14 protein-coding genes and 2 CRISPR repeat arrays are annotated in these 18,607 nt (G+C 56.2%); of the genes, 7 read left to right on the top strand and 7 right to left on the bottom strand.

The genetic code is table 11. The annotated features are described in order from the left end of the window. Nucleotides 1-30: 30 nt before the first annotated feature. Nucleotides 31-2,151 (bottom strand): S8 family serine peptidase, encoded by a 2,121-nt coding sequence (locus CLOEV_RS16210; RefSeq protein WP_051485107.1) that lies wholly within the window; start codon nt 2,149-2,151, stop codon nt 31-33. 408 nt (nt 2,152-2,559) lie between these two features. Here CLOEV_RS16210 and CLOEV_RS13520 point away from each other — a divergent pair, with 408 nt between their 5' ends. Further along, nucleotides 2,560-3,420 carry an isocitrate lyase/PEP mutase family protein gene (locus tag CLOEV_RS13520; protein ID WP_051485106.1) on the top strand — a complete coding sequence of 287 codons (861 nt, stop codon included), beginning with the start codon at nt 2,560-2,562 and terminating at the stop codon, nt 3,418-3,420. Between the two features lie 104 nt (nt 3,421-3,524). Here CLOEV_RS13520 and CLOEV_RS13515 read toward each other — a convergent pair whose 3' ends face one another. The 5 genes from CLOEV_RS13515 to CLOEV_RS13495 form a co-directional block, all read right to left on the bottom strand. After that, nucleotides 3,525-4,379, bottom strand: coding sequence for an FAD binding domain-containing protein (locus CLOEV_RS13515; protein WP_051485105.1), 855 nt, complete (start codon nt 4,377-4,379; stop codon nt 3,525-3,527). Beyond that, a complete protein-coding gene (locus CLOEV_RS13510) occupies nt 4,372-4,866 on the bottom strand; it encodes a (2Fe-2S)-binding protein (protein ID WP_008709528.1) in 495 nt (164 codons plus the stop codon). The genes CLOEV_RS13515 and CLOEV_RS13510 overlap by 8 nt, the downstream gene beginning before the upstream one ends. Continuing rightward, nucleotides 4,850-7,138: a xanthine dehydrogenase family protein molybdopterin-binding subunit gene (locus tag CLOEV_RS13505; RefSeq protein ID WP_034444359.1), complete on the bottom strand. Its 2,289-nt coding sequence runs from the start codon at nt 7,136-7,138 to the stop codon at nt 4,850-4,852. Before CLOEV_RS13505 ends, CLOEV_RS13510 begins: the two co-directional genes overlap by 17 nt. A gap of 119 nt (nt 7,139-7,257) precedes the next feature. After that, a complete protein-coding gene (locus tag CLOEV_RS13500; RefSeq protein WP_034444358.1) occupies nt 7,258-8,556 on the bottom strand; it encodes a sodium-dependent transporter in 1,299 nt (432 codons plus the stop codon). Between the two features lie 27 nt (nt 8,557-8,583). Next, nucleotides 8,584-10,164 (bottom strand): HAL/PAL/TAL family ammonia-lyase, encoded by a 1,581-nt coding sequence (locus tag CLOEV_RS13495; protein WP_051485104.1) that lies wholly within the window; start codon nt 10,162-10,164, stop codon nt 8,584-8,586. A gap of 146 nt (nt 10,165-10,310) precedes the next feature. Here CLOEV_RS13495 and CLOEV_RS13490 point away from each other — a divergent pair, with 146 nt between their 5' ends. The 6 genes from CLOEV_RS13490 (at nt 10,311) to CLOEV_RS13465 (ending at nt 17,810) form a co-directional block, all read left to right on the top strand. After that, complete coding sequence (locus tag CLOEV_RS13490) at nt 10,311-11,021, top strand: GntR family transcriptional regulator (RefSeq protein ID WP_008709534.1); 711 nt, start codon at nt 10,311-10,313, stop codon at nt 11,019-11,021. A gap of 354 nt (nt 11,022-11,375) precedes the next feature. Next, nucleotides 11,376-12,368, top strand: coding sequence for a TRAP transporter substrate-binding protein (locus CLOEV_RS13485; RefSeq protein ID WP_008709535.1), 993 nt, complete (start codon nt 11,376-11,378; stop codon nt 12,366-12,368). Nucleotides 12,369-12,496: 128 nt separating this feature from the next. Next, the gene (locus tag CLOEV_RS13480) at nt 12,497-12,985 is read left to right on the top strand and encodes a TRAP transporter small permease (RefSeq protein WP_051485103.1); all 489 of its coding nucleotides are present in this window, start codon (nt 12,497-12,499) and stop codon (nt 12,983-12,985) included. 1 nt (nt 12,986) lies between these two features. Further along, the gene (locus CLOEV_RS13475; protein ID WP_008709537.1) at nt 12,987-14,273 is read left to right on the top strand and encodes a TRAP transporter large permease; all 1,287 of its coding nucleotides are present in this window, start codon (nt 12,987-12,989) and stop codon (nt 14,271-14,273) included. 80 nt (nt 14,274-14,353) lie between these two features. Beyond that, the gene (gene aroE, locus CLOEV_RS13470; protein WP_008709538.1) at nt 14,354-15,250 is read left to right on the top strand and encodes a shikimate dehydrogenase; all 897 of its coding nucleotides are present in this window, start codon (nt 14,354-14,356) and stop codon (nt 15,248-15,250) included. 159 nt (nt 15,251-15,409) lie between these two features. Beyond that, nucleotides 15,410-15,841: direct repeats of the CRISPR family, unit length 36 nt; unit sequence GTTATAGCTCTCTGCCACACTCCGAAATGCTATAAT. A 178-nt stretch (nt 15,842-16,019) separates the two neighbouring features. Then, nucleotides 16,020-17,810 (top strand): IS1634 family transposase, encoded by a 1,791-nt coding sequence (locus CLOEV_RS13465; RefSeq protein WP_034442065.1) that lies wholly within the window; start codon nt 16,020-16,022, stop codon nt 17,808-17,810. Between the two features lie 112 nt (nt 17,811-17,922). Continuing rightward, a CRISPR array of direct repeats spans nt 17,923-18,222; the repeat unit is 36 nt; unit sequence GTTATAGCTCTCTGCCACACTCCGAAATGCTATAAT. 62 nt (nt 18,223-18,284) lie between these two features. On the opposite strand, the gene cas2 is transcribed toward CLOEV_RS13465, so the two are convergent. Continuing rightward, nucleotides 18,285-18,593, bottom strand: a complete 309-nt coding sequence (gene cas2, locus CLOEV_RS13460; RefSeq protein WP_034444356.1) for a CRISPR-associated endonuclease Cas2 — start codon at nt 18,591-18,593, stop codon at nt 18,285-18,287. Nucleotides 18,594-18,607 lie beyond the last annotated feature (14 nt).

Here is an 18,607-nt window from a genome sequence, read left to right as displayed (position 1 = left end):
GCCGGGAGTTCATTTTTTTCGCAGTCGTTTTTAACGGCGCTTTATGTAAATGGCCGGAAGCGCCGCCGCGAAGAGCAGCGCAAGCCCCGGGAAGCCGGCGCTGCATCCGCCGCCGCCCCCGCCGCCGGAGCCGCCGTTTGTTACCGTAACGTCGCACGTGGCGCTCTTGTCGCCCACATATGCCGTAATAGCGGCCGTTCCCGCCGCGACCGCGGTCACTACGCCTCCCGTGTCCACCGTCGCTATTTCCTCGTCGCTGCTCCACCATCCGACCCTGTAGCCGGACGGATTGTCCGGCTTGGCCGTCGCCGTCAGGGTTTCAGACGCGCCTTTTGCGAGGCTGAGCGCGGATTTGTTCAGAGCGACGGACTCGACCGGTATTACCGTGACGGAGTACGGATTAGATCCAATTTTGCTCCCGTCCGTGGCCCGTGCGGTGATGACCGTGGTCCCGCCGGAGTGCGCGGTGACCATGCCGTCCGCGTCCACCGTGGCCACGCCCTCTTTTGAGCTCTCCCACTCCAGGATCTGGTTCGTCGCGTTGTCGGGCGTGATCGTGCACTGAATATCCAGCGTGTTGTCCACATAGAGCGTGCTCGACAGCCCCGTGGCCGCCGCCTTGCCGGCAGAGCTGCCGGATGAGGCCGCCTGACTCAGGGCGATGGATTCGACTGACACTACGTCCGCGCTGCCGGCTTTCATCGCCTCCGCGAGGTCTATCTGTCCATATCTGCTGAAGCCTGATTTGCATACGTCAGTCGCGTTGTTTATGAGCAGGGCTTTGATGTCCGCGGCTGACTTTGTCGGATACGCCGCGCTCAGCATCGCCGCCGCGCCAGTAACCATTGGCGTGGCCATTGACGTCCCGCTGATCGAGGTATATCCCGCGTAATTATAGGTCTGATTACCTGCGGGATATTCGCTTAAGGGAGTAGTGCGGCACGTGCTCAATATCTCGGAGCCGGGGGCGAAGGCGTCCACCCACTTGCCGCTGGGACTGTAATTTGACCCTTGGGGGGACCATATAGCAATTTTGTCATCGGAGGCTGTGGCCCCGACCGACAGCGTGGCGGCGAACTTGTAGGATGACGGATAGTTCCTCATTTCGTTGCCGTAATCGTCCGTTAACTCGTCCAGGTTATAGCCGTCATTGCCGGCGGCCATGCAGATGAGTATGCCTTTGTCTCCGGCCTTGCTCGCGGCCTTTATCGCCTGTCCGTACGCGCTGTTGTCGCTCTGAAGCTCTCTGGCGCCGCCAAGCGACATGTTCGCGGCCACGATATTGACTCCGCTCCTTTTGAGGCCGGCGATGTAATTCAATCCGTTCATTGTGTCGCTGTCGTACGCGCCGGTATCGTCCCAGGACGGGATATACGAGAATACGCCGACGGTGAGTATTTTGACCTTCCAGTTTACTCCCGCCACGCCGGTGTTGTTGCCGCCGACCGCTCCGATTATTCCGGCCACGTGGGTGCCGTGGCCGCTAACGTCGCCTACGCGCTCCCAGTCCGTCATAGCGGCGTTGGCCGTGCCGCCGGTTCCGGTGATGACCGTCGCGCTGCCGTTGTCGTGGAACATCATGCCGTAGCGGCGGTCCCCGCCTTCGTCCCTCCACATGTTATCTTTGAGGTCCGGGTGGTCGTAGGTGACGCCCGTATCGATGACCGCGGCCACGACGTCGCCGGAACCGGTCGTAGTCTCCCACGCCTCCGGGGCCTTGATCCTTTTCTGCCCCCACTGATCTCTCCACATCGGGTCGTTAGGCTCTTTCACGGCCTTTGAGATATAGTTTTTGGATGCGGCGATGACGTTCGGGTTCTTTTTCAGCGCCGAGATCAGTTCGTCCGCCGTCTTCGTATCCGAGCGCAGATGGGCGAAGAGCTTGCCGGAGCTCGCGGAGAGCGCGTCAAAGGTCTGCACCGACGAAGCGTTCACCGAAGCGGCCAAAGAGGCGGCCGCCGAGGAGCACGCCTGCGCGGTCCGCGCCGTGTTGCCGGCGGCGCTTGCCACAGCCGAGCTCTTCATCACTACAAGGGCCTCGCCCTCAACGTACTTTGGGGCCTTCGCGGCGTTCGCAGAGTACGCGAAGGCCGCCGAAGCGAGCAGGAATATCGTTAATATCAGGTAAATATATTTTGTTGTGCGCTTCATTCCGTTATCCGTCTCCTATTCATCGATTTGTCCGCGCAAGTGCGGACCAGCTTCTCAAATTTGTTTCCGGGCCCGGCCGCCGCACAACACAGCATTAAACAAAACGGCAGTCATCAGATGCAAGGTGAAATATTTGGCCGTCCTCCTATCCTTTAGGTTGATATCGCGAAAAGCTGTTTTGATCGTTAGTACGCTGATACCATGAGAATTATGTCATGTTCGGGCCGCTTTGTACAGGCCGTATGCAGTCCGGCCTATTCTGCGCGCTCCCGATCGAAAACTTAGAGATCAAGGCTCCTGAAAAGAGCTTGACATTCCGTGTCAAAATGACTATTGTATTTATATTCCGTATTACAGTTATTAATTTCATTAAGCGGAAAATTAGCCTTGCAAAAGGATGTGCTTAAGATGAAATTTATGAGAAAAAGATTCAGAGAACTTCTCGCCGGCAGCGAACCGCTGATAGCGCCCTGCGCCTATGACGCGCTCTCCGCGAAGATGATCGAAGCGGCGGGCTTCAAGCTCGCCGGTACCACGGGCTACGGAATGCACGGAACGATCCTCGGCGTTCCCGACAACGGCATGCTCGCCTTTAACGAGATGGTCGACGCCTGCGGCAAGATGGCCGACGCGGTGAATATCCCGCTGCTCGCGGACGCCGAGGGCGGATACGGCAACGCGATCAACGTCATCCGCTCGGTGCGCGATTTTGAAAAGGCCGACATGGCGGGGCTCTTCATCGAAGATCAGGTGCTGCCCCCCAACTGCCCCTTCATCCGCGAGCCGCGCGTTATTTCCGCCGACGAGATGGTCGGCAAAATCAGAGCCGCGGTGATGGCGCGCTGCGATAAGGACTTTGCGATCATCGCGCGCACCGACGCGCGCTTTGACGAAGCGGTGGAACGCGCCGTCGCCTACATCGAGGCCGGAGCCGATATGATAAAGATCTTTCCCAAGACAAGGAAGGAGCTGGAGGCGCTCCCCGCAAGGGTGGCCGCGCCGCTGCATTTCGGCGTCATCCCGGGGCAGGAGGCGACGCGGGGGCTTTCCGCGCATGACATCCTCGGCATGGGCTACAAGATCGTCACCTATCCGATGACCTCGCTCTTCGCGGGCGTGCAGGCTTCGCTTAAGGCTCTGCGCGCGCTTAAAAAATACGGCACTGAGGACAATCCCGAGACGGATATGATATCCTTCGCCGATTATGTGAAGCTGGTGGGCGGCGATAAGTTCAAAGAGTGGGAGGGAGAATTCCTGCGCGGCGAGTAGACTGCGACAACGGCGGCGCGGCGGGAGACGAAGCTTAAATTAAAGGTAAAGCGGGTGGAGCGGAGAGACACATGCCCGCCGCTCCGCCCGCGCGCTCCGCGCCGTCAGCGCGGAAGCTGTGAGAGCAGGTCCAGCGCCAGCCCCTTGATCGCCTCGCGCTTATACGGCTGTGAGTAACGGCCGGGGATCGCCAGGTCCACCTCTTCCGCCATCGCTTCGGCGAAGCGCTCCGCAGTTTCGTCCGTAAGCGGGACGCCCTCGATCGCGGCTGCGGCGCGCTTTGCGTCGACCGGGGCGCGGCCGAGCGCGCCGAGTATCACGATCGGGGCGGTCAATAGGCCGCCGCTGAATCCGGCGTTGAGCGCGACGCTCAGACGGGCGATGGAGACGGCCCGGCGCGAGCCCAGTTTCGCGAAGGTGTTCACGCTTTCTCCGCGCGGCGCGGGAAGCTCTATAGAGACGACGGCCTCGTCGAATTTAAGTTTTTGCGGGCTGCCGGGTGCGACGATGTCGTTTACGGTCCTGCGTTTTATTTCGTTTTTTGAATTTACGGTCACGACCCTTGCGTCAAGCGCCGTCAGCGGCGGCAGCATATCGCCCGCCGGCGAGGCGTTCGCGAGGTTGCCGCCGATCGTTCCGCGGTTGCGTATCTGTTTTGAGCCCACGCCGGATGCCGCCCTCGCTATCGAGGGAAAATATTTTTTTATCGTCGGGTCGTTCTCCGCCTCGGTAAAGGTCACGGCGGCACCGATGACGATCTTGCCGCCGCTTTCCGAGATCCGGCGCATCTCTTCCGTGCGGCTGACGTCGATGAGGATGTCTGGGCAGACCTCGCCCTCGTGCATGGCGATCGTGAGGTCGGTGCCGCCGGCGATAATTTTGCTTAGCCCTGTCGCCGCGGCCAGCGCCGGCACGAGCTCGTCCAAATTGCGCGGCGAATACATCGTGATGTCATTCATGGCTGATGGCCTCCTCTTTCGCCCTCCGAAGGACCTCGGCCGCCTCTTTGACGGCCTTCGCGATAGCGCTGTAGTCGCCGCAGCGGCAGAGGTTTCCCGCGATGGCGGTCCTTATCTCATCTTCCGTCGGGTCGGGGTTCTCATATAGCAGCGCCGCGGCGGACATCAGCATCCCGGGGGTGCAGTAGCCGCACTGTATCGCGCCGTGTTTGATGAATGCCGCCTGTAACGGCGAGAGTTCGCCGTTCTCTCCCGCGAGCCCTTCCACGGTCAGCACCGACCTGCCGTCTATCTGCCCGGTCAGCATCAGGCAGGAGTGGACGGCCTTCCTGTCGACGATGACAGTGCATGTGCCGCATTCGCCCTCGCCGCAGCCCTCTTTCGCGCCGGTGAGCCCCATCTCCTCGCGCAGGAAATCGATCAGCCTCGTTGAAGGGTCCGCCTCCGTTTTGCATTTTTTGCCGTTCAGTTCAAATTCGATCAGCATCGCTCGCCGCTCCTCTCCGTCCAAAGGCTTCCACTATCCGTTCCGGAGTGAGCGGAAGCTCCGTTATCGCCGTGCCCAGCGCGTTGTTGACCGCGTTTACGATGGCGGCCGCACCCGGCACGGTGGAAATCTCGCCGATACTTTTCGCCCCGAAGGGCCCCTTGTCGCCGCCCTCCTCGACGAGGATGGTTTTGACGGCGGGCATGTCGGCCGCGTTGAGGGTATTGTATTTTTTGAGGGAGTCCTTCGTGGGGACGCCCTTTGAATTTATCCCCAGGTCCTCGCAGAGGGCGAAACCGGCCGCCATCTGCACGCCGCCGCTGATCTGGTTGTATACCATCTGCCTGTTGATCGCCTGGCCGATGTCGTTGACGGAGAGAAAATCGGTGACGCGCACGAGCCCCGTGAGGGTGTCGACCTCCGCCTCCGCGAAATTCACCGCGTAGGAGCCGGGGTTGGAGTCGCTTTTATAGGAGTTTGTGACGATCATCTCCGTGCTCAGTTCGTTGATCGCCCTTGTCGCGATCTCTCTGTAGCCGATGCCGCCGGGCGAAACGCCTTCGCCGGCCACGCGGCCGTCCCGCAGTTCCAGCCCCGGCGCGGGGACGCCGAGCAGTTTTGAGGCGGTCTCGAGGAGCAGTTTTTTGAATTTCTCCGCGGTCTCCTTCGCGCAGGCGCCGGCGACGTAGGTGGTCCTGCTGCCGTAGGTGCCGCAGTCATAGGGCGTAAATTTGGTGTCGCCCTCCGTGACGAAGATGAGCTCGGGGTCCATGCGCAGCACCTCGGCGAGGATGATCTGCATCGAGCGCACCGTGCCGCAGCCGACGTCGTGGACGGAGGTGCGGAGGTTGACGGTGCCGTCCTCGTTCATACTCAGCGTCATGCCGCTGAGATCCGGCGAGCCGGAGAAGATGCCGTTCTTATGCGCTCCGCAGGCGATCCCCACGCCGCGGCGGAAGCGGCCCGCTCCGTGCGGCGCGGCGAAGCGTTCCTTCCAGTGAAAGGCCTCCGCGCCCTCCCGAAGGCATCTTTTTATCTGCGCGTTGCCGAGCGAGATGCCGCTGCTGATATCGACGTCGCCCGCCTCGACGACGTTTTTGAGCCGCAGTTCGACGGGGTCCGTCCCGAGCCTGCGCGCGGCGTTATCCATGTGGAGTTCCAGCGCCGTCATGATTTCGGGGCTGCCCCAGCCGCGCATCCCGCCCGCGATGGGGGAGTTAGAATAGCAGACTCTTCCGTGATGCTCGTAAACGGGGCAGCGGTAAAGGCGCGGGACCTTGCCGCTCACCGCGTGCGCGAAATCAAGGCCGGAGCTGCAATAGGCCCCCGAATCGATCAGATTGTCGACGCGGCAGGAGCGTATCCGCCCGCCGGCGTCGAAGGAGGTCGTTATCTCCGTGTCGCAGTCCGTCCTGTTTATCGTCGCGATCATGCTCTCGCGCCGCGTCAGGTGGAGCTTGACGGGGCGTTCCAGCTTTCTCGCCGCGAAAGCCGCGAGCGGCTCATATATAAATTCCTGTTTGCCGCCGAAGGAGCCTCCCATCGGGACCTTGACGACGCGGACCTTGGAATAGGGAAGCCCGAGCATCTCGGCGACTACGGTACGGATGCCGTAGATGCCCTGCGAGGGGGTCCAGATCGTGATCCCCTCCTGCGCGTTCCAGTCGGCCAGATAGGAGTGCGTCTCCATGGCGACATGGTTCATCTTCTGTGTCCTGATGCGGGTCGTGACGCTGAATGCCTCTTCCTCGCCCGCGGCGAATTGCTTTCCCTCGCGGACCTTTTCAAACTCCTCGATCAGGTTGCCGCCCTCATGGATCGGGAAGGCGCCCTCCCGCAGGCTCTCGGCGGGGGAGGGCATCACCGGCAGCTCTTCATATTCGACCTTTACCAGCCTCGCCGCCCTTTCCGCCGCCGCCTTAGTCTCACAGGCGACGACGGCGACGATGTCTCCGACGAAGCGCGCCCGCTCGGCAAAGATATATCTGTCCTCCGGGCAGTCCGGCTGCTCGGGGAAAGTCCGGTAGCTGTTGAACCTCTTCCCGCGGTAATCCTTATAGCTGAGGCAGGCCCGGTAGCCTGCGACCCTCTCGGCCTCGGAAGTGTCTATATTCTTTATCAGCGCGTGGCCGACGCCGCTTAAAATCAATTTCAGATGGAGCTCTCTGTAGAGGTTCATATCCGAGGCGAATTTCATCGCGCCGGTCGCCTTCGCGGCCGCGTCGTTTATGCAGAATGATTCACCTACAAAATCATATTTATCTTTATTCATGTCTGATCCCCCGTCTCTGCCGGATTGATGTGATTCGATAAGGGCATAACTGGATATCGTGGAGAAAAAGCCGTCCGTTCCGCCGCGCCCATTCTGTATGGGAACGGACGGCTGTCGCTTTACAGCGTGCAGAAGCTTGTGATATTGATAATGAGCAGCGCCGCGGGAACTACATATTTCAGCGCGAACGCCCAAAGCTCCCTGTGCTTCGTGATGCCGGCGGCGTTGAGCGCCTTTTCCGGTCCCCAGACCCAGCCGAAGAATATGGAGCTTATCAGCGCGCCGCCGTTGAGGAAGATATAGGACGTCACCCAATCGAACCGGTCGAAGGAGACCGTAGAAACGGCGTTCAGCCAGATCAGGGCCGCCATTACCGGCACGATGGCCGCGATGGCACGTTTGCGCGAAAACTTGAACCGCTCGGTGGCGAAGCAGACCAGCGTCTCAAGGCAGGCGATCTGCGAGGTCAGCATCGCGAGCATAAAGAGCAGCACCGTCAGGACGGCGATCAGATTTCCCCACGGAAGCTGCACGAATACATTGGGAAGTGTGATAAAGAGCAGCCCCGACCCGGCGCTTGGCTCAAGCCCGTAAGAAAATATGCTCGGAAAAATCATCAGCCCGGCGCAGAAAGCTACGGCGGTGTCGCCCAGACAGACGACGACGCTGTTTTTAGTCATGGGAGTCTTATCCTCCGGCAGGTAGCTGCCAAAGACGATGCCGCAGCCGACGCCGACGCCGACGGAGAAGAGCGCCTGTCCCAAAGCGGCGATCAGCGCCTCCGCCGTGAACTTTGAAAAATCGGGCCTTAAATAGAAATCAAGCCCCGCCCAGACGCCGGGCAATGTCAGCGATCTTATGCAGAGCAGGAACAGGATCACGATCAGCGCGGGCATACAGATGTTGTTGAGCTTCTCAAGGCCGTTTCTGACCCCTTTGAGCAGCGCCGCGGCGATGATCGCGAGCAGGCTCAGAGACTGCACCGCTATCAGGTTTCCCTGGACCCTGTAGGTCTCATAGCTGGCGGCTATCTCCGACGGCGACATGCCGTCGAAGAAGCCCGTCATGAACTTGAAGAGATATCCGACCAGAATGCCGAATATCGGCGTCAGGTAGGCCAGCCAGCAGAACGATACGAGTATCCCCAGCAGACCGGTGACGCCCCAGGCTTTTGTCTTGGAGACCTCCTGATAGGCCGCGATCGGCTCTTTGCGCGTGAGCCTCCCGAGCGAAAATTCCATTGTCAGTAACGGACATGCGATGACGAATATTATGATCAGGTACATCAGCAGGAATATGCCGCCGCCGTATTTCCCGACCAGATAAGGAAATCTCCAGATATTGCCGCAGCCCACGGCACAGCCGAGAGCTGAAAAAATGAATGACAATCTGTTGCTGAAAGTTTCTTTCGTTGACATGTCGAGCCTCTCCCTTCGGGGGTTTTGTTAGAGCTCCAATGTTCCCGCGATCTTTTCCGCCGTTTCGATGATCGTGCCGTCAGATACCAGCGCGGCCGTGCTTTCGATGTCGGGGCCGAAGTAACGGTCTTTATCCACCGGCGGGACGACCTCCCTGATCTTATCGTGCACCGCCGCCGTCGCGCTCGCGAAGCCGCCCTCCTCCTCCCGGAGCAGGTCGAAGGCGCGCGTCATCGCCATCAGCTCTATACCGAGCACGTAATGGAGCTTTTTCGCGACCATCAGCGATTTTCTCGCCGCCCACCAGCCCATGCTCACTGGGTCCTCCCAATTGGCGCAGGTGGGGACGCTGTCCGCCGTCGCGGGGGCGCAGAGCGAACGTATCTCGCCAACCAGCGCCGCCGCCGTATACTGGACTATCATGTAGCAGTTGTCCACGCCCGGCCTGCCGGCGAGGAAAGCGGGATATGTCTGATTCAAATACCTGTTCGTGAGGCGGTCCGTCCTGCGCTCGGAGAACTTCGCGAGGTTTGCCGCCGCCATGCAGAGGATGTCCGCGCTGCCGCTCGCGAAGGTGGAATCAAAATTCGCCCCCATCAGAGCGGTGCCGTCGCCGTTCTCGGGAAAGAGCACGGGGTTGTCGCTGCAAGAGGCCATCTCATCGAGGATATTGGCCGCGCAGTCCTTTATGAAGCGCTTGGAGGCGCCGTGCATCTGCGGGATGCAGCGCAGGATATAGGCGTCCTGGACCTTGGCGTGCATATACTTTTCCATGATCGCGCTGTCTGAGAGCAGCGCGCGGATATTGGCCGCGCAGTTCGCCTGTTCGGGATGCTTTTTCAGCGAATGCAGGCGCGGGTCGCAGGCCATGATCGTGCCGCGGAAGGCCTCGTAGGCCATCGCCGCCGCGACGTCCGCCGTCTGCGCCGCGATCAGGTCGTCATATAAAGCCAGCACGCTGACGCCGGTGGCGGCGTTCGCGCCGTTCGTCAGGCAGAGCCCCTCCTTGGGGGCCGGCGTCCAGGGCTTTTGCCCGATCTCAGCGAGCGCCTCGGCGCCGCTCATCAGGCGTCCGCCATGCCACGCTCTGCCCTCGCCCATGAGGATGAGGTTTATCTGTCCCTCGATCGCCAGATACTGCACGGAGCCGTCCTGCGGCACATATGGCGTCACGTCGTTGTTCAGGCATTCGGCGATGAGCGAAAGCGTCTGCGGCCTGATGCCGGAGTAGCCCTTGCCCAGGCTCAGAAGCTGCATCAGCCAGATGGCCCTCACGCATTCTTTTTTCAGCGGCTCCCCGACGGAAACAGAGTGCGAACGCAGAATATTGACCTGCAGCTCCACCGCCTGTTCCTGGGGGATGATCTTGCGCACGTTGTCGCCGAATCCGGTCGTAAGGCCGTAGACCTTGCGATTTTCCGCGAGGAATCTTTCCGCGAGCTGCCGCGACCGCGTCACCTGCTCCATATACTCTTCCGAAAAGCTTACCGCCGCGCCGAAGCGTGCGACGGCGACAAATTCCTCGATCGTCACAGGCGCCGCGCCCAAGCGGACCTGCCGGATCCTCTTTGCCTCCGTAATTTTAGAGATATCCAAAGAAACCTCCATCCCAACTGCCTCCCTTTTCTTCTTTTGTGGATCTGAGCAATGTTATGTAGTACAATGAATGATATGCGGCATTCCGCACGTCGCGTATCATGAAAACATGTTATACTATTGTGGAAATTTTAGCAATAGGCAAAGAGGTGTTTTTTTTGGAAATCGTTCGCAATGAAAGTATGCGCAAACAGTTGTACGCTTACATAAAAGAGAAATTGAACTCCGGCGAGATCAGGCGGGGCGAGGCGATAAACCAGAAGGAGATACTGGAGACGCTGGGGATCAGCAAGACGCCGTTCCGCGACTGCATGATCCAGTTGGAGGCCGAGGGCATCGTCAGCATCATCCCCTGTAAGGGGGTCGTCGTGCGCGACCGGCCCTTCGAAGAGCTGATCGAATTGAACGAGATCGCCGGTTCGCTGGAATCGTCGGCGCTGGAGGCCGCCTTTTACAACATCAGGGACAACGCGCTGGAGGGTATGACCTCGATAGTGGACGAGGTATTGCTGCGACTCGGCAGGGAGGATACCTCCCTCTGTTATGAGAAAAACCTCGATTTTCACATGCTGATGATCGACGAATGCCCCAACGAGGCGCTCCGGGCCGCCGTCCTGAGATACAGGGACCTGATCCTTGACTTTCCGGCGAAGGATATCAACATCCACTTGAAGTGGGAAAAAATCTTTTGGAACGAGCACAGACAGATGATCGACATCGTCAAAAACGGCGATCCGAAATCGCTTTTTGATTTCTCCAAGTATGTGCACTGGGGATGGGAGGATAAAGAGGAATATTTTGACGAGCTGTACCTTGTCGCGTTTGGGACGATGAAGAAATATTTGGCTTCCCGGCCGGCGGCCCATTAGAATCAGGAGCGAGGCTGCGCCGTCCGCGCGCGGGCCGCTAGTGTCTTTGCCGGCCCGCGCCAATAGAAATTTTCTTATCTTTTTTATCACCGCTTCATGAAGAAAACCCCTTTTTTAAAAAGGGATTTTTTTTGTTCTTTTTTCAGAAAAAATAAAAGCAGAGGATTTTATTAATATTCGTATTTTCTTGTTCTAACAAAAATATATTTTTATAAATTTGGTATATTGACATATCATCAAATACACTGTATTGTATAATCGTTTCCGATAAACAGAGTTTTTTTTCACTATACAGAAGAAAAAGTAAAAACTGTCCCGCAGAACGGGGCATATTAAAAAAGGAGTGTGTAATAGATGAAAAAGCTCACAACACTGACGGCGGTATTATGTATCATGCTCTTTGCCACCGCGGCTCTCGCCGCCCCGAAACAGGAGTTTGCGGTCGCCAACGACTCGACGGACGACACTGTTACGGGACTGATGACGCTGAAACTTAAAGAGGTCCTTGAGGCCAAGTCCAAGGGCGCGATGAAGGTCAACGCCTTTACCAACTCACAGCTCGGCTCAGACCGTGAGATCACACAGAGCCTCCAGAACGGCGAGCTCGCGTTCGTCGTACAGACGACCGCCCCTCAAACCAATTTCGTGCCGAAGGCCGCGGTCTTTGATCTTCCCAACCTTTTCCCGAACAAAAAGGTAGCGCGCAAGGCGCTGGATAAATTCCAGAAGGATATCGAACCCGAGTACGCCAAGGCCGGCATCATCATGCTCGGTTTGGGAGATCAGGGCTTCCGCGTCCTTTCGTCAAACAAGCCGATCACCAAGATAGACGACTTCAAAGGACTCAAGCTCCGCACGATGGAGAACAAATATCACGTACAGTACTGGCAGGCGCTTGGCGCGAACCCGACCCCTCTGCCCTTCAGCGAACTTTACCTCGCGCTCCAGCAGGGGACGGTCACGGGACAGGAGAACCCCTATGAAGTTATCGTGGCGACGAAGCTTTATGAAGTTCAGAAGTACGTCGTCGATACGAACCACCTCTTCCACTACATAACGATCATCATGAGCAAATCCATCTATGACAAACTCCCCGCCGCCGATCAGAAGCTTATCCGCGACGCGGCGCGCGAGGTCATCGTCTGGGGACGCGAGCAGGCTGACAAGCGCCACGCGGACCGTGTATCCATCCTCAAGAAGCACAACGTCAAGATCATCGAACTCAACGAAAAGATGCTCGGAGAAATGCAGGCGAAGTCAAAGCCCGTCTACGACAACATCACTAAGGCCGTCGGCGGAGACCTCGTCAAAAAGCTTCAGGACGCCGTCAAAGAATCGGCTAAGTAAAAGGCGCGGGCGCGTTCAAAGCTTTTACCCGTGAAGCCTGAAAACGGGGCGGAGGTCGGCCAGGTTTATGGCGGAGGTTCCCGCCCCGTTTTTTAAGTGCCGCAAATAGGCAAAAGGAGGAAAAGATAATGCTCAAGTGGATAAATGATCATTTGGAAGAGATGCTGATGACCCTGCTGCTCTTTCTCATAACCTCGATCATCTCTTACTCGGTCATAATGCGTTACATATTCAATGATTCGCCGTCATGGGCCGAAGAGATCACCAGGTTTTTCTTCATTTGGTCGGCGTTTTTAAGCATCGGCCTCTGTATCAGGCGCCAGAGCTCCATCCGTATCGACATCCTGCAGACGGCCCTTTCGGAAAAGGGGCGCTGTCTGCTGCTGGTCTTCGTAAATATTTTTATTATCGCCGTGATGCTTTACTGGCTCAAGGGAGCGGTCAACGTAACAAAGACCCTCGTGGACAACGGCCAGACCAGCCCGGCGCTGCTGGTCCCGATGTGGCTCATCTACGGCTCTTCGACCGCCGGCTTTTCGCTGGCCATCATCAGGAGCGCGCAGCAGGTCCTCATAAATATCGCCGGACTTAAAGCCTGCCGCATGGGAGGTAAATAGAATGCTGGGTTACGTGTTTATCGTATTTGCGATCTGCCTCGCCGTAACGGTCCCCGTCGGCATCACGATGGGTATTTCGGCAATGGTGCCCCATTTCCTCAACCCGATGTTTCCCGCCAAAATAGAATTTATCGTCCGCCAGATGGTCGGCGGCGTCGACTCCACGCCCTTTATAGCCGTTCCGCTCTTCGTACTTTCAGGCATCATTATGGCCCGCGGCGGAGTCTCCGATAAACTTTTCAATATGTTCTCTTATTTCGCGGGAGACAAGACCGGCGGGCTGCCCTGCGCGGTGGTAGTGACCTGCCTCTTCTACGGAGCCATCTCCGGTTCCGGCCCCGCGACGGTCGCCGCCATCGGCGCGATGTCGATACCGCTTCTCGTCGGCCTCGGCTATGACAAGACCTTCGTCACCGCGCTCGTCGCCACCGCCGGCGGGCTGGGCGTCATCATACCTCCGAGTATCCCCTTCATCCTCTACGGCCTTTCGTCCGGCGTCTCGGTGGGCGCGATGTTCATCGCCGGCATCCTTCCGGGGCTGCTGATCGGTTTCTGCCTTATGGCCTATGCCTGGTATTACTGCAAAAAGCACGGAGAGGACAAGGAAAAGCTGGACGCCTACTGCGCCGAACTCCGTAAGAACGGCCTTTGGCACATCTTCTCAAACAGCTTTTGGGCCCTGATGACGCCGGTCATCATCCTCGGAGGCATCTACGGCGGCGTGACCACGCCCACGGAAGCGGCCTGTGTCTCTGTCGTATACGCGCTCATCGTCTGCTGCTTCGTCTATAAGACCATGACCCTCAAAGACGTCGTCGACGCCTTTCGGGAGGCCGTCGTCACCTACGCGCCGATCACCTTTATCCTCGCCGGCGCGATGGCCTTCGGGCGCGTGCTGACGATCATGCAGGCCCCCCAGGCGATAGCCATGGCCATCACCGGCCTCGTCAGCTCCAAGATCGGCGTGCTCCTCGTCATCAACCTCTTCCTGCTCGGCGTCGGCATGGTGATAGACACCTCGCCGGCAATACTCATTCTCACGCCTATCCTGCTACCGCTCGTGAAGCAGATAGGCGTCGACCCAGTGCATTTCGGTATCATCATGGTCGTCAACCTCGCGATCGGCTTCGTCACGCCGCCGATGGGCGTCAACCTTTTCGTCGCCAGCTCGCTGACCGGGATCTCAGTCGTGACGATAGCCAGAAAGGCCGTGCCCTTCATCATCGCCTTTCTGTTCTCGCTGATGCTGATAACCTTTATACCGGCCATCAGCCTCGCGCTGCTTTAGCGGAGCGCTGGTTATACGCGTTATTGAAGAAGGCGCGATGTTGATTTGATCGGAGTTTCTTCAGACAGGAGATGTAAAAGATGGAAGATGTCAAGATGTTCAATACCACGGTAAAGACAAAGTTCTTCGGGCTGCTCGGCAGCCCGCTGGGGCAGAGCGCGGCCCCCTTCATGCACAACAGCGTGTACCAGAAACTGGGGGTGGACGCGCTCTACGTACCGTTGGAGCTTACTATGGACCAGCTCGAGCCGGTCGTCGCGAACCTGGAAAATTTCCACTACGCCGGTTCCGGCGTAACGATGCCCTTCAAGACGCAGGTCCATAAATATCTTGACGGCCTCGCCGATTCGGCGCGTTTCACGGAGGTCGTCAACACGATAGTATTCGAGGACGGCAAAAAGATCGGGCACAATACCGACGGCACGGGTTTCGTCCTCTCGCTGCAAAAGCAGCTTGGACTGGTCATACCCGACCATAACTACCTCATCCTCGGTGCGGGCGGCGCGGGGACGGCGATCGCCTGCGCCCTCGCGATGGAGGGGGCAAAGGACATAAAGTCGCTTTGCATCGCGAAAGACTACTTCTGCGCGGAGACCCTCTTTGAGCGCGTAGACCGCCATTTCCCCTTTGTCTGCACCATCGGCGAGATGACTGAGAAGAGCATCGCGGCGGCGCTGGAGAAGTACGATGTGATAATCCACGCGACCAAAGTCGGCATGTATCCAAACGTCGACGAAATACTCTTCGACCCCGAGCTGCTTCAGCCGCGGCACATCGTGGCCGACGTCGTCTACGTGCCGGTGGAGACGAAACTTCTGCGCGAAGCCGCCGCGCGCGGCTGCCGGACGCTCTCCGGCCTCTGGATGAACACCTACCAGGCCGCGGAACAGATGCGCCTCTGGCTCGGCATCGAACCGCCGCTTGAGTATATGTACAACCACAGCCTCGAATACCTGCGGGCGCAGGGCAAGGCGTAACGGCGGGTAAAAATATTTCCCATAATAGAGTAGGAGGCCTCCCATTATTTGAGAGGCCCTCCTCTGATGGAACTACTAAACGGTCTGCTCAGCTCCTTGGTTTATAAGGTCACTCCGAAATGCTATAATTAGACGATAGTGTAGCGTTAGTACGTAATTGTTATAGCTCTCTGCCACACTCCGAAATGCTATAATAAAACGCGCCGACGCGCATATCACAAGCGGGTTATAGCTCTCTGCCACACTCCGAAATGCTATAATTGCTGTCCCGTGCGTTCGATTGTGCCGGCCGTTATAGCTCTCTGCCACACTCCGAAATGCTATAATTGAAGGAGGTACGGCAATGAACGACAGAAAGTTATAGCTCTCTGCCACACTCTGAAATGCTATAATAGGCGAGCGCAACCCCTCAATTTGCTTGCTGTTATAGCTCTCTGCCACACTCCGAAATGCTATAATCTCTATCTCGTGGTAGAGCCGCCACCAACGGTTATAGCTCTCTGCCACACTCCGAAATGCTATAATTACAGAGAGCTTGTTCTTATATCCCGTACAGTTATAGCTCTCTGCCACACTCCGAAATGCTATAACCCGACTTTTACAGAAAATCTAGAAGTCCACAAATCGACCCATCAATAAACCCAGTCCCGGAGCGGAAAATTACAATTCTGTTTCGGGTTTTCTTTATTCTATTTACGTTATGCTATTGTTGTGCTATACTATATTTGTATTGTTCTTCATTCTTTTTCTGGAGAAGAGGCGATTTGTCATGATCCGCAAGGACAGCAGAGTATATAAGAGCGGCGCAGTCAAAACTCAGGTTCGCGTGGTCGAGGGCTACAGACCTGGGCCAGGATGTCCTCCAAAGCAGCGTACTCTAAAGAATTTTGGCTATTTGGAGGATCAGGAGGATCCTGTGGCTTTTATGGCTATGGTTCGCGAGTATGACGAAAACTGCAAGAATGAGCCGGTGACACGGCTTGAGGTTCCTTCTACGCTTAAGATGTATTCACTGTCCAACCGCGTAAGGAATTATGGCTGCAGGTTCCTCGAGGCACTATATAACAGTCTTGAGATTGACGGCTTTATTGAACGGTATGCTGCATACTCTGGATATAAGGGCAATATTCCTTTGGCTGAGATATTTAAGTTTTTTGTGTTGACTCGCATTTTGGCTCCTGATTCCAAAAGGGGAAGCTGTCAGATGAAGGAGGAATTCTACGGCCTGTCATGCGATTTTTCTTTGCAGGACGCATACCGAGCTCTCGACGTGTTCGGAGATATGTCGCAGGATCTCCAACTTTGGCTGAATAATGAGGTGAAGCGCAGCATAGGGCGCGATATGTCTTATGCCTTTTATGATGTTACCAATTTCTTTTTCGATATAGATTTCCCTGACGATGAAGGAGGATACCGCAGGCGCGGGGTTTCTAAGGAACATAGGGTGGATCCTATAATCCAGATGGGGCTATTTCTTGATGAGAAGGGTCTGCCTGCATGTATGTCTTTGTTTCCGGGGAATAGGAGCGACTGTATGACGCTTAAGCCTGTGATGGCAGAGGTGCGCGGGAACTATGGTCTGAAGAGGCTTGTCGTTGTCGCAGATAAGGGATTGAACACTTCAAAGAATATCGACATGATCTGCAATAACGGCGACGGTTATGTCGTGTCTCAGGTGCTGCGCGGCAAGAAGGGCAGCCGCTACCATGAAGCGATGTTCGATGACGGCGGATATATACAGAATGCAGACGGCAGTTACCGTTACAAACTCTTTACAGAGGAGTACACAGGCAAGGACAACGACGGACACTCAGTTGAAAGATGCCGCAAGGTTCTTATTTACTGGAGTCGGGCAGATGCAGAAATGGCTCGCCGCAAGCGTGTGGAAAAATTGCTGCGTGCTGAGAACGCAACAAAAAATAACGCTTATTCTATTCAGCACGGATGCCTCGAATATACAAAAGAAGAGATTCGCGACGGTCACGACGGGCATATAGTAAAAAACGTCAGAAAGAGACTCAAACTGGACGAAGAAAAGGCCGAGGCAGATTCCCGTTTCGACGGTTATTTCTGCATCATCACAAGCGAGATGGAATATGATGCCTCAAAGATACGCGAGGTCTACGGCGGTCTTTGGCGCATCGAGCAGTCTTTTAGGGTAATGAAGTCAGGTCTCGAAGCAAGGCCAGTCTTTGTAAGCACGCAGAAGCATATCCTGGCTCATTTCACTATCTGTTTTACAGCTCTGCTGATAGTGAGGCTGCTGCAGCTAAAAATGGGGGAAGACGCCATCTCCGCCGAACGAATAGCGGCGGCACTTGGAGCGGCGAATTGCCAGGTCCTGCGCGGAGGCATTGTGCATCTTCTGGATGTAGGCGGCAGCATGGCGTTTAAAAAGCGTATAGGGCGCAATGGTAAACAGGTCGACACACTTGCTTTTTCCTGCGAAGACGAGATTGCGCTTGATTATGCCAAGATACAAAAGGCATTTTGCGTTGATTTCTACGATGCTTATCCAAAGCAGGAAGTCTTTAACAGATTTCTTAAGGGGATAAAATAGCATAACAGAGCCTTTTGCTCAGATAAGAGAAAAATATCGGTTGTAGCAACGGCTCGGATGGTTTTGACTCTGGTGTGATGTAAAAGTCGGGCTTGTTCTTATATCCCGTACAGTTATAGCTCTCTGCCACACTCCGAAATGCTATAATATAATCTCGATATTGGTATTATCATCGTTCGTTATAGCTCTCTGCCACACTCCGAAATGCTATAATCGGCGGCGCATAGCTCCCGCAATCTTTTTGGTTATAGCTCTCTGCCACACTCCGAAATGCTATAATTAATAGGTCCGTTAATGTACGACGATGCTAGTTATAGCTCTCTGCCACACTCCGAAATGCTATAATTAATAGGTCCGTTAATGTACGACGATGCTAGTTATAGCTCTCTGCCACACTCCGAAATGCTATAATTGGACACACCAAAATCCTTGCCAGCACTTGTTTGGCAAGAACTTTGGCGTTTATTTTTTTTGTTAAAAGAGCAATGTTTGGCGGGAATCTACGAATTTTTCTTTTTTCGTTCTCACTCCGATGAGTAGTTTCATCGCAGCGTATTGCCTGTCCGTTATCTGCAAAAATCGCACGGAGCCCTTTTCGGGCAATTCTTTTTTCAGTCGTTCTAAATGCTTGTCCACCGCGTCTTCCCCGTTTACTATCCTACAATAGACGGAAAACTGAAGCATGTCATAACCGTCGGAGATGAGGAACTTTCTGAATCTCGTATATATTCTCCGTTCATCTTTGGAGACGACGGGAAGATCGAAGAATACTAGAATTCTCAAAAATCTTAACCTTT

The organism is Cloacibacillus evryensis DSM 19522, assembly GCF_000585335.1.
Taxonomy (GTDB): Bacteria; Synergistota; Synergistia; order Synergistales; family Synergistaceae; genus Cloacibacillus; species Cloacibacillus evryensis.
This window is presented reverse-complemented; position numbering and strand designations above follow the sequence as displayed.

Excerpts from the sequence above, each read along its gene's own strand:
- CLOEV_RS13520 (WP_051485106.1), top strand. The coding sequence starts at position 2,560 with ATGAAATTTATGAGAAAAAGATTCAGAGAACTTCTCGCCGGCAGCGAA.
- CLOEV_RS16210 (WP_051485107.1), bottom strand. The coding sequence starts at position 2,151 with ATGAAGCGCACAACAAAATATATTTACCTGATATTAACGATATTCCTG.
- CLOEV_RS13465 (WP_034442065.1), top strand. The coding sequence starts at position 16,020 with ATGATCCGCAAGGACAGCAGAGTATATAAGAGCGGCGCAGTCAAAACT.
- CLOEV_RS13485 (WP_008709535.1), top strand. The coding sequence starts at position 11,376 with ATGAAAAAGCTCACAACACTGACGGCGGTATTATGTATCATGCTCTTT.
- CLOEV_RS13510 (WP_008709528.1), bottom strand. The coding sequence starts at position 4,866 with ATGCTGATCGAATTTGAACTGAACGGCAAAAAATGCAAAACGGAGGCG.
- CLOEV_RS13500 (WP_034444358.1), bottom strand. The coding sequence starts at position 8,556 with ATGTCAACGAAAGAAACTTTCAGCAACAGATTGTCATTCATTTTTTCA.
- aroE (WP_008709538.1), top strand. The coding sequence starts at position 14,354 with ATGGAAGATGTCAAGATGTTCAATACCACGGTAAAGACAAAGTTCTTC.
- CLOEV_RS13480 (WP_051485103.1), top strand. The coding sequence starts at position 12,497 with ATGCTCAAGTGGATAAATGATCATTTGGAAGAGATGCTGATGACCCTG.
- CLOEV_RS13495 (WP_051485104.1), bottom strand. The coding sequence starts at position 10,164 with ATGGAGGTTTCTTTGGATATCTCTAAAATTACGGAGGCAAAGAGGATC.
- CLOEV_RS13505 (WP_034444359.1), bottom strand. The coding sequence starts at position 7,138 with ATGAATAAAGATAAATATGATTTTGTAGGTGAATCATTCTGCATAAAC.
- CLOEV_RS13515 (WP_051485105.1), bottom strand. The coding sequence starts at position 4,379 with ATGAATGACATCACGATGTATTCGCCGCGCAATTTGGACGAGCTCGTG.
- CLOEV_RS13475 (WP_008709537.1), top strand. The coding sequence starts at position 12,987 with ATGCTGGGTTACGTGTTTATCGTATTTGCGATCTGCCTCGCCGTAACG.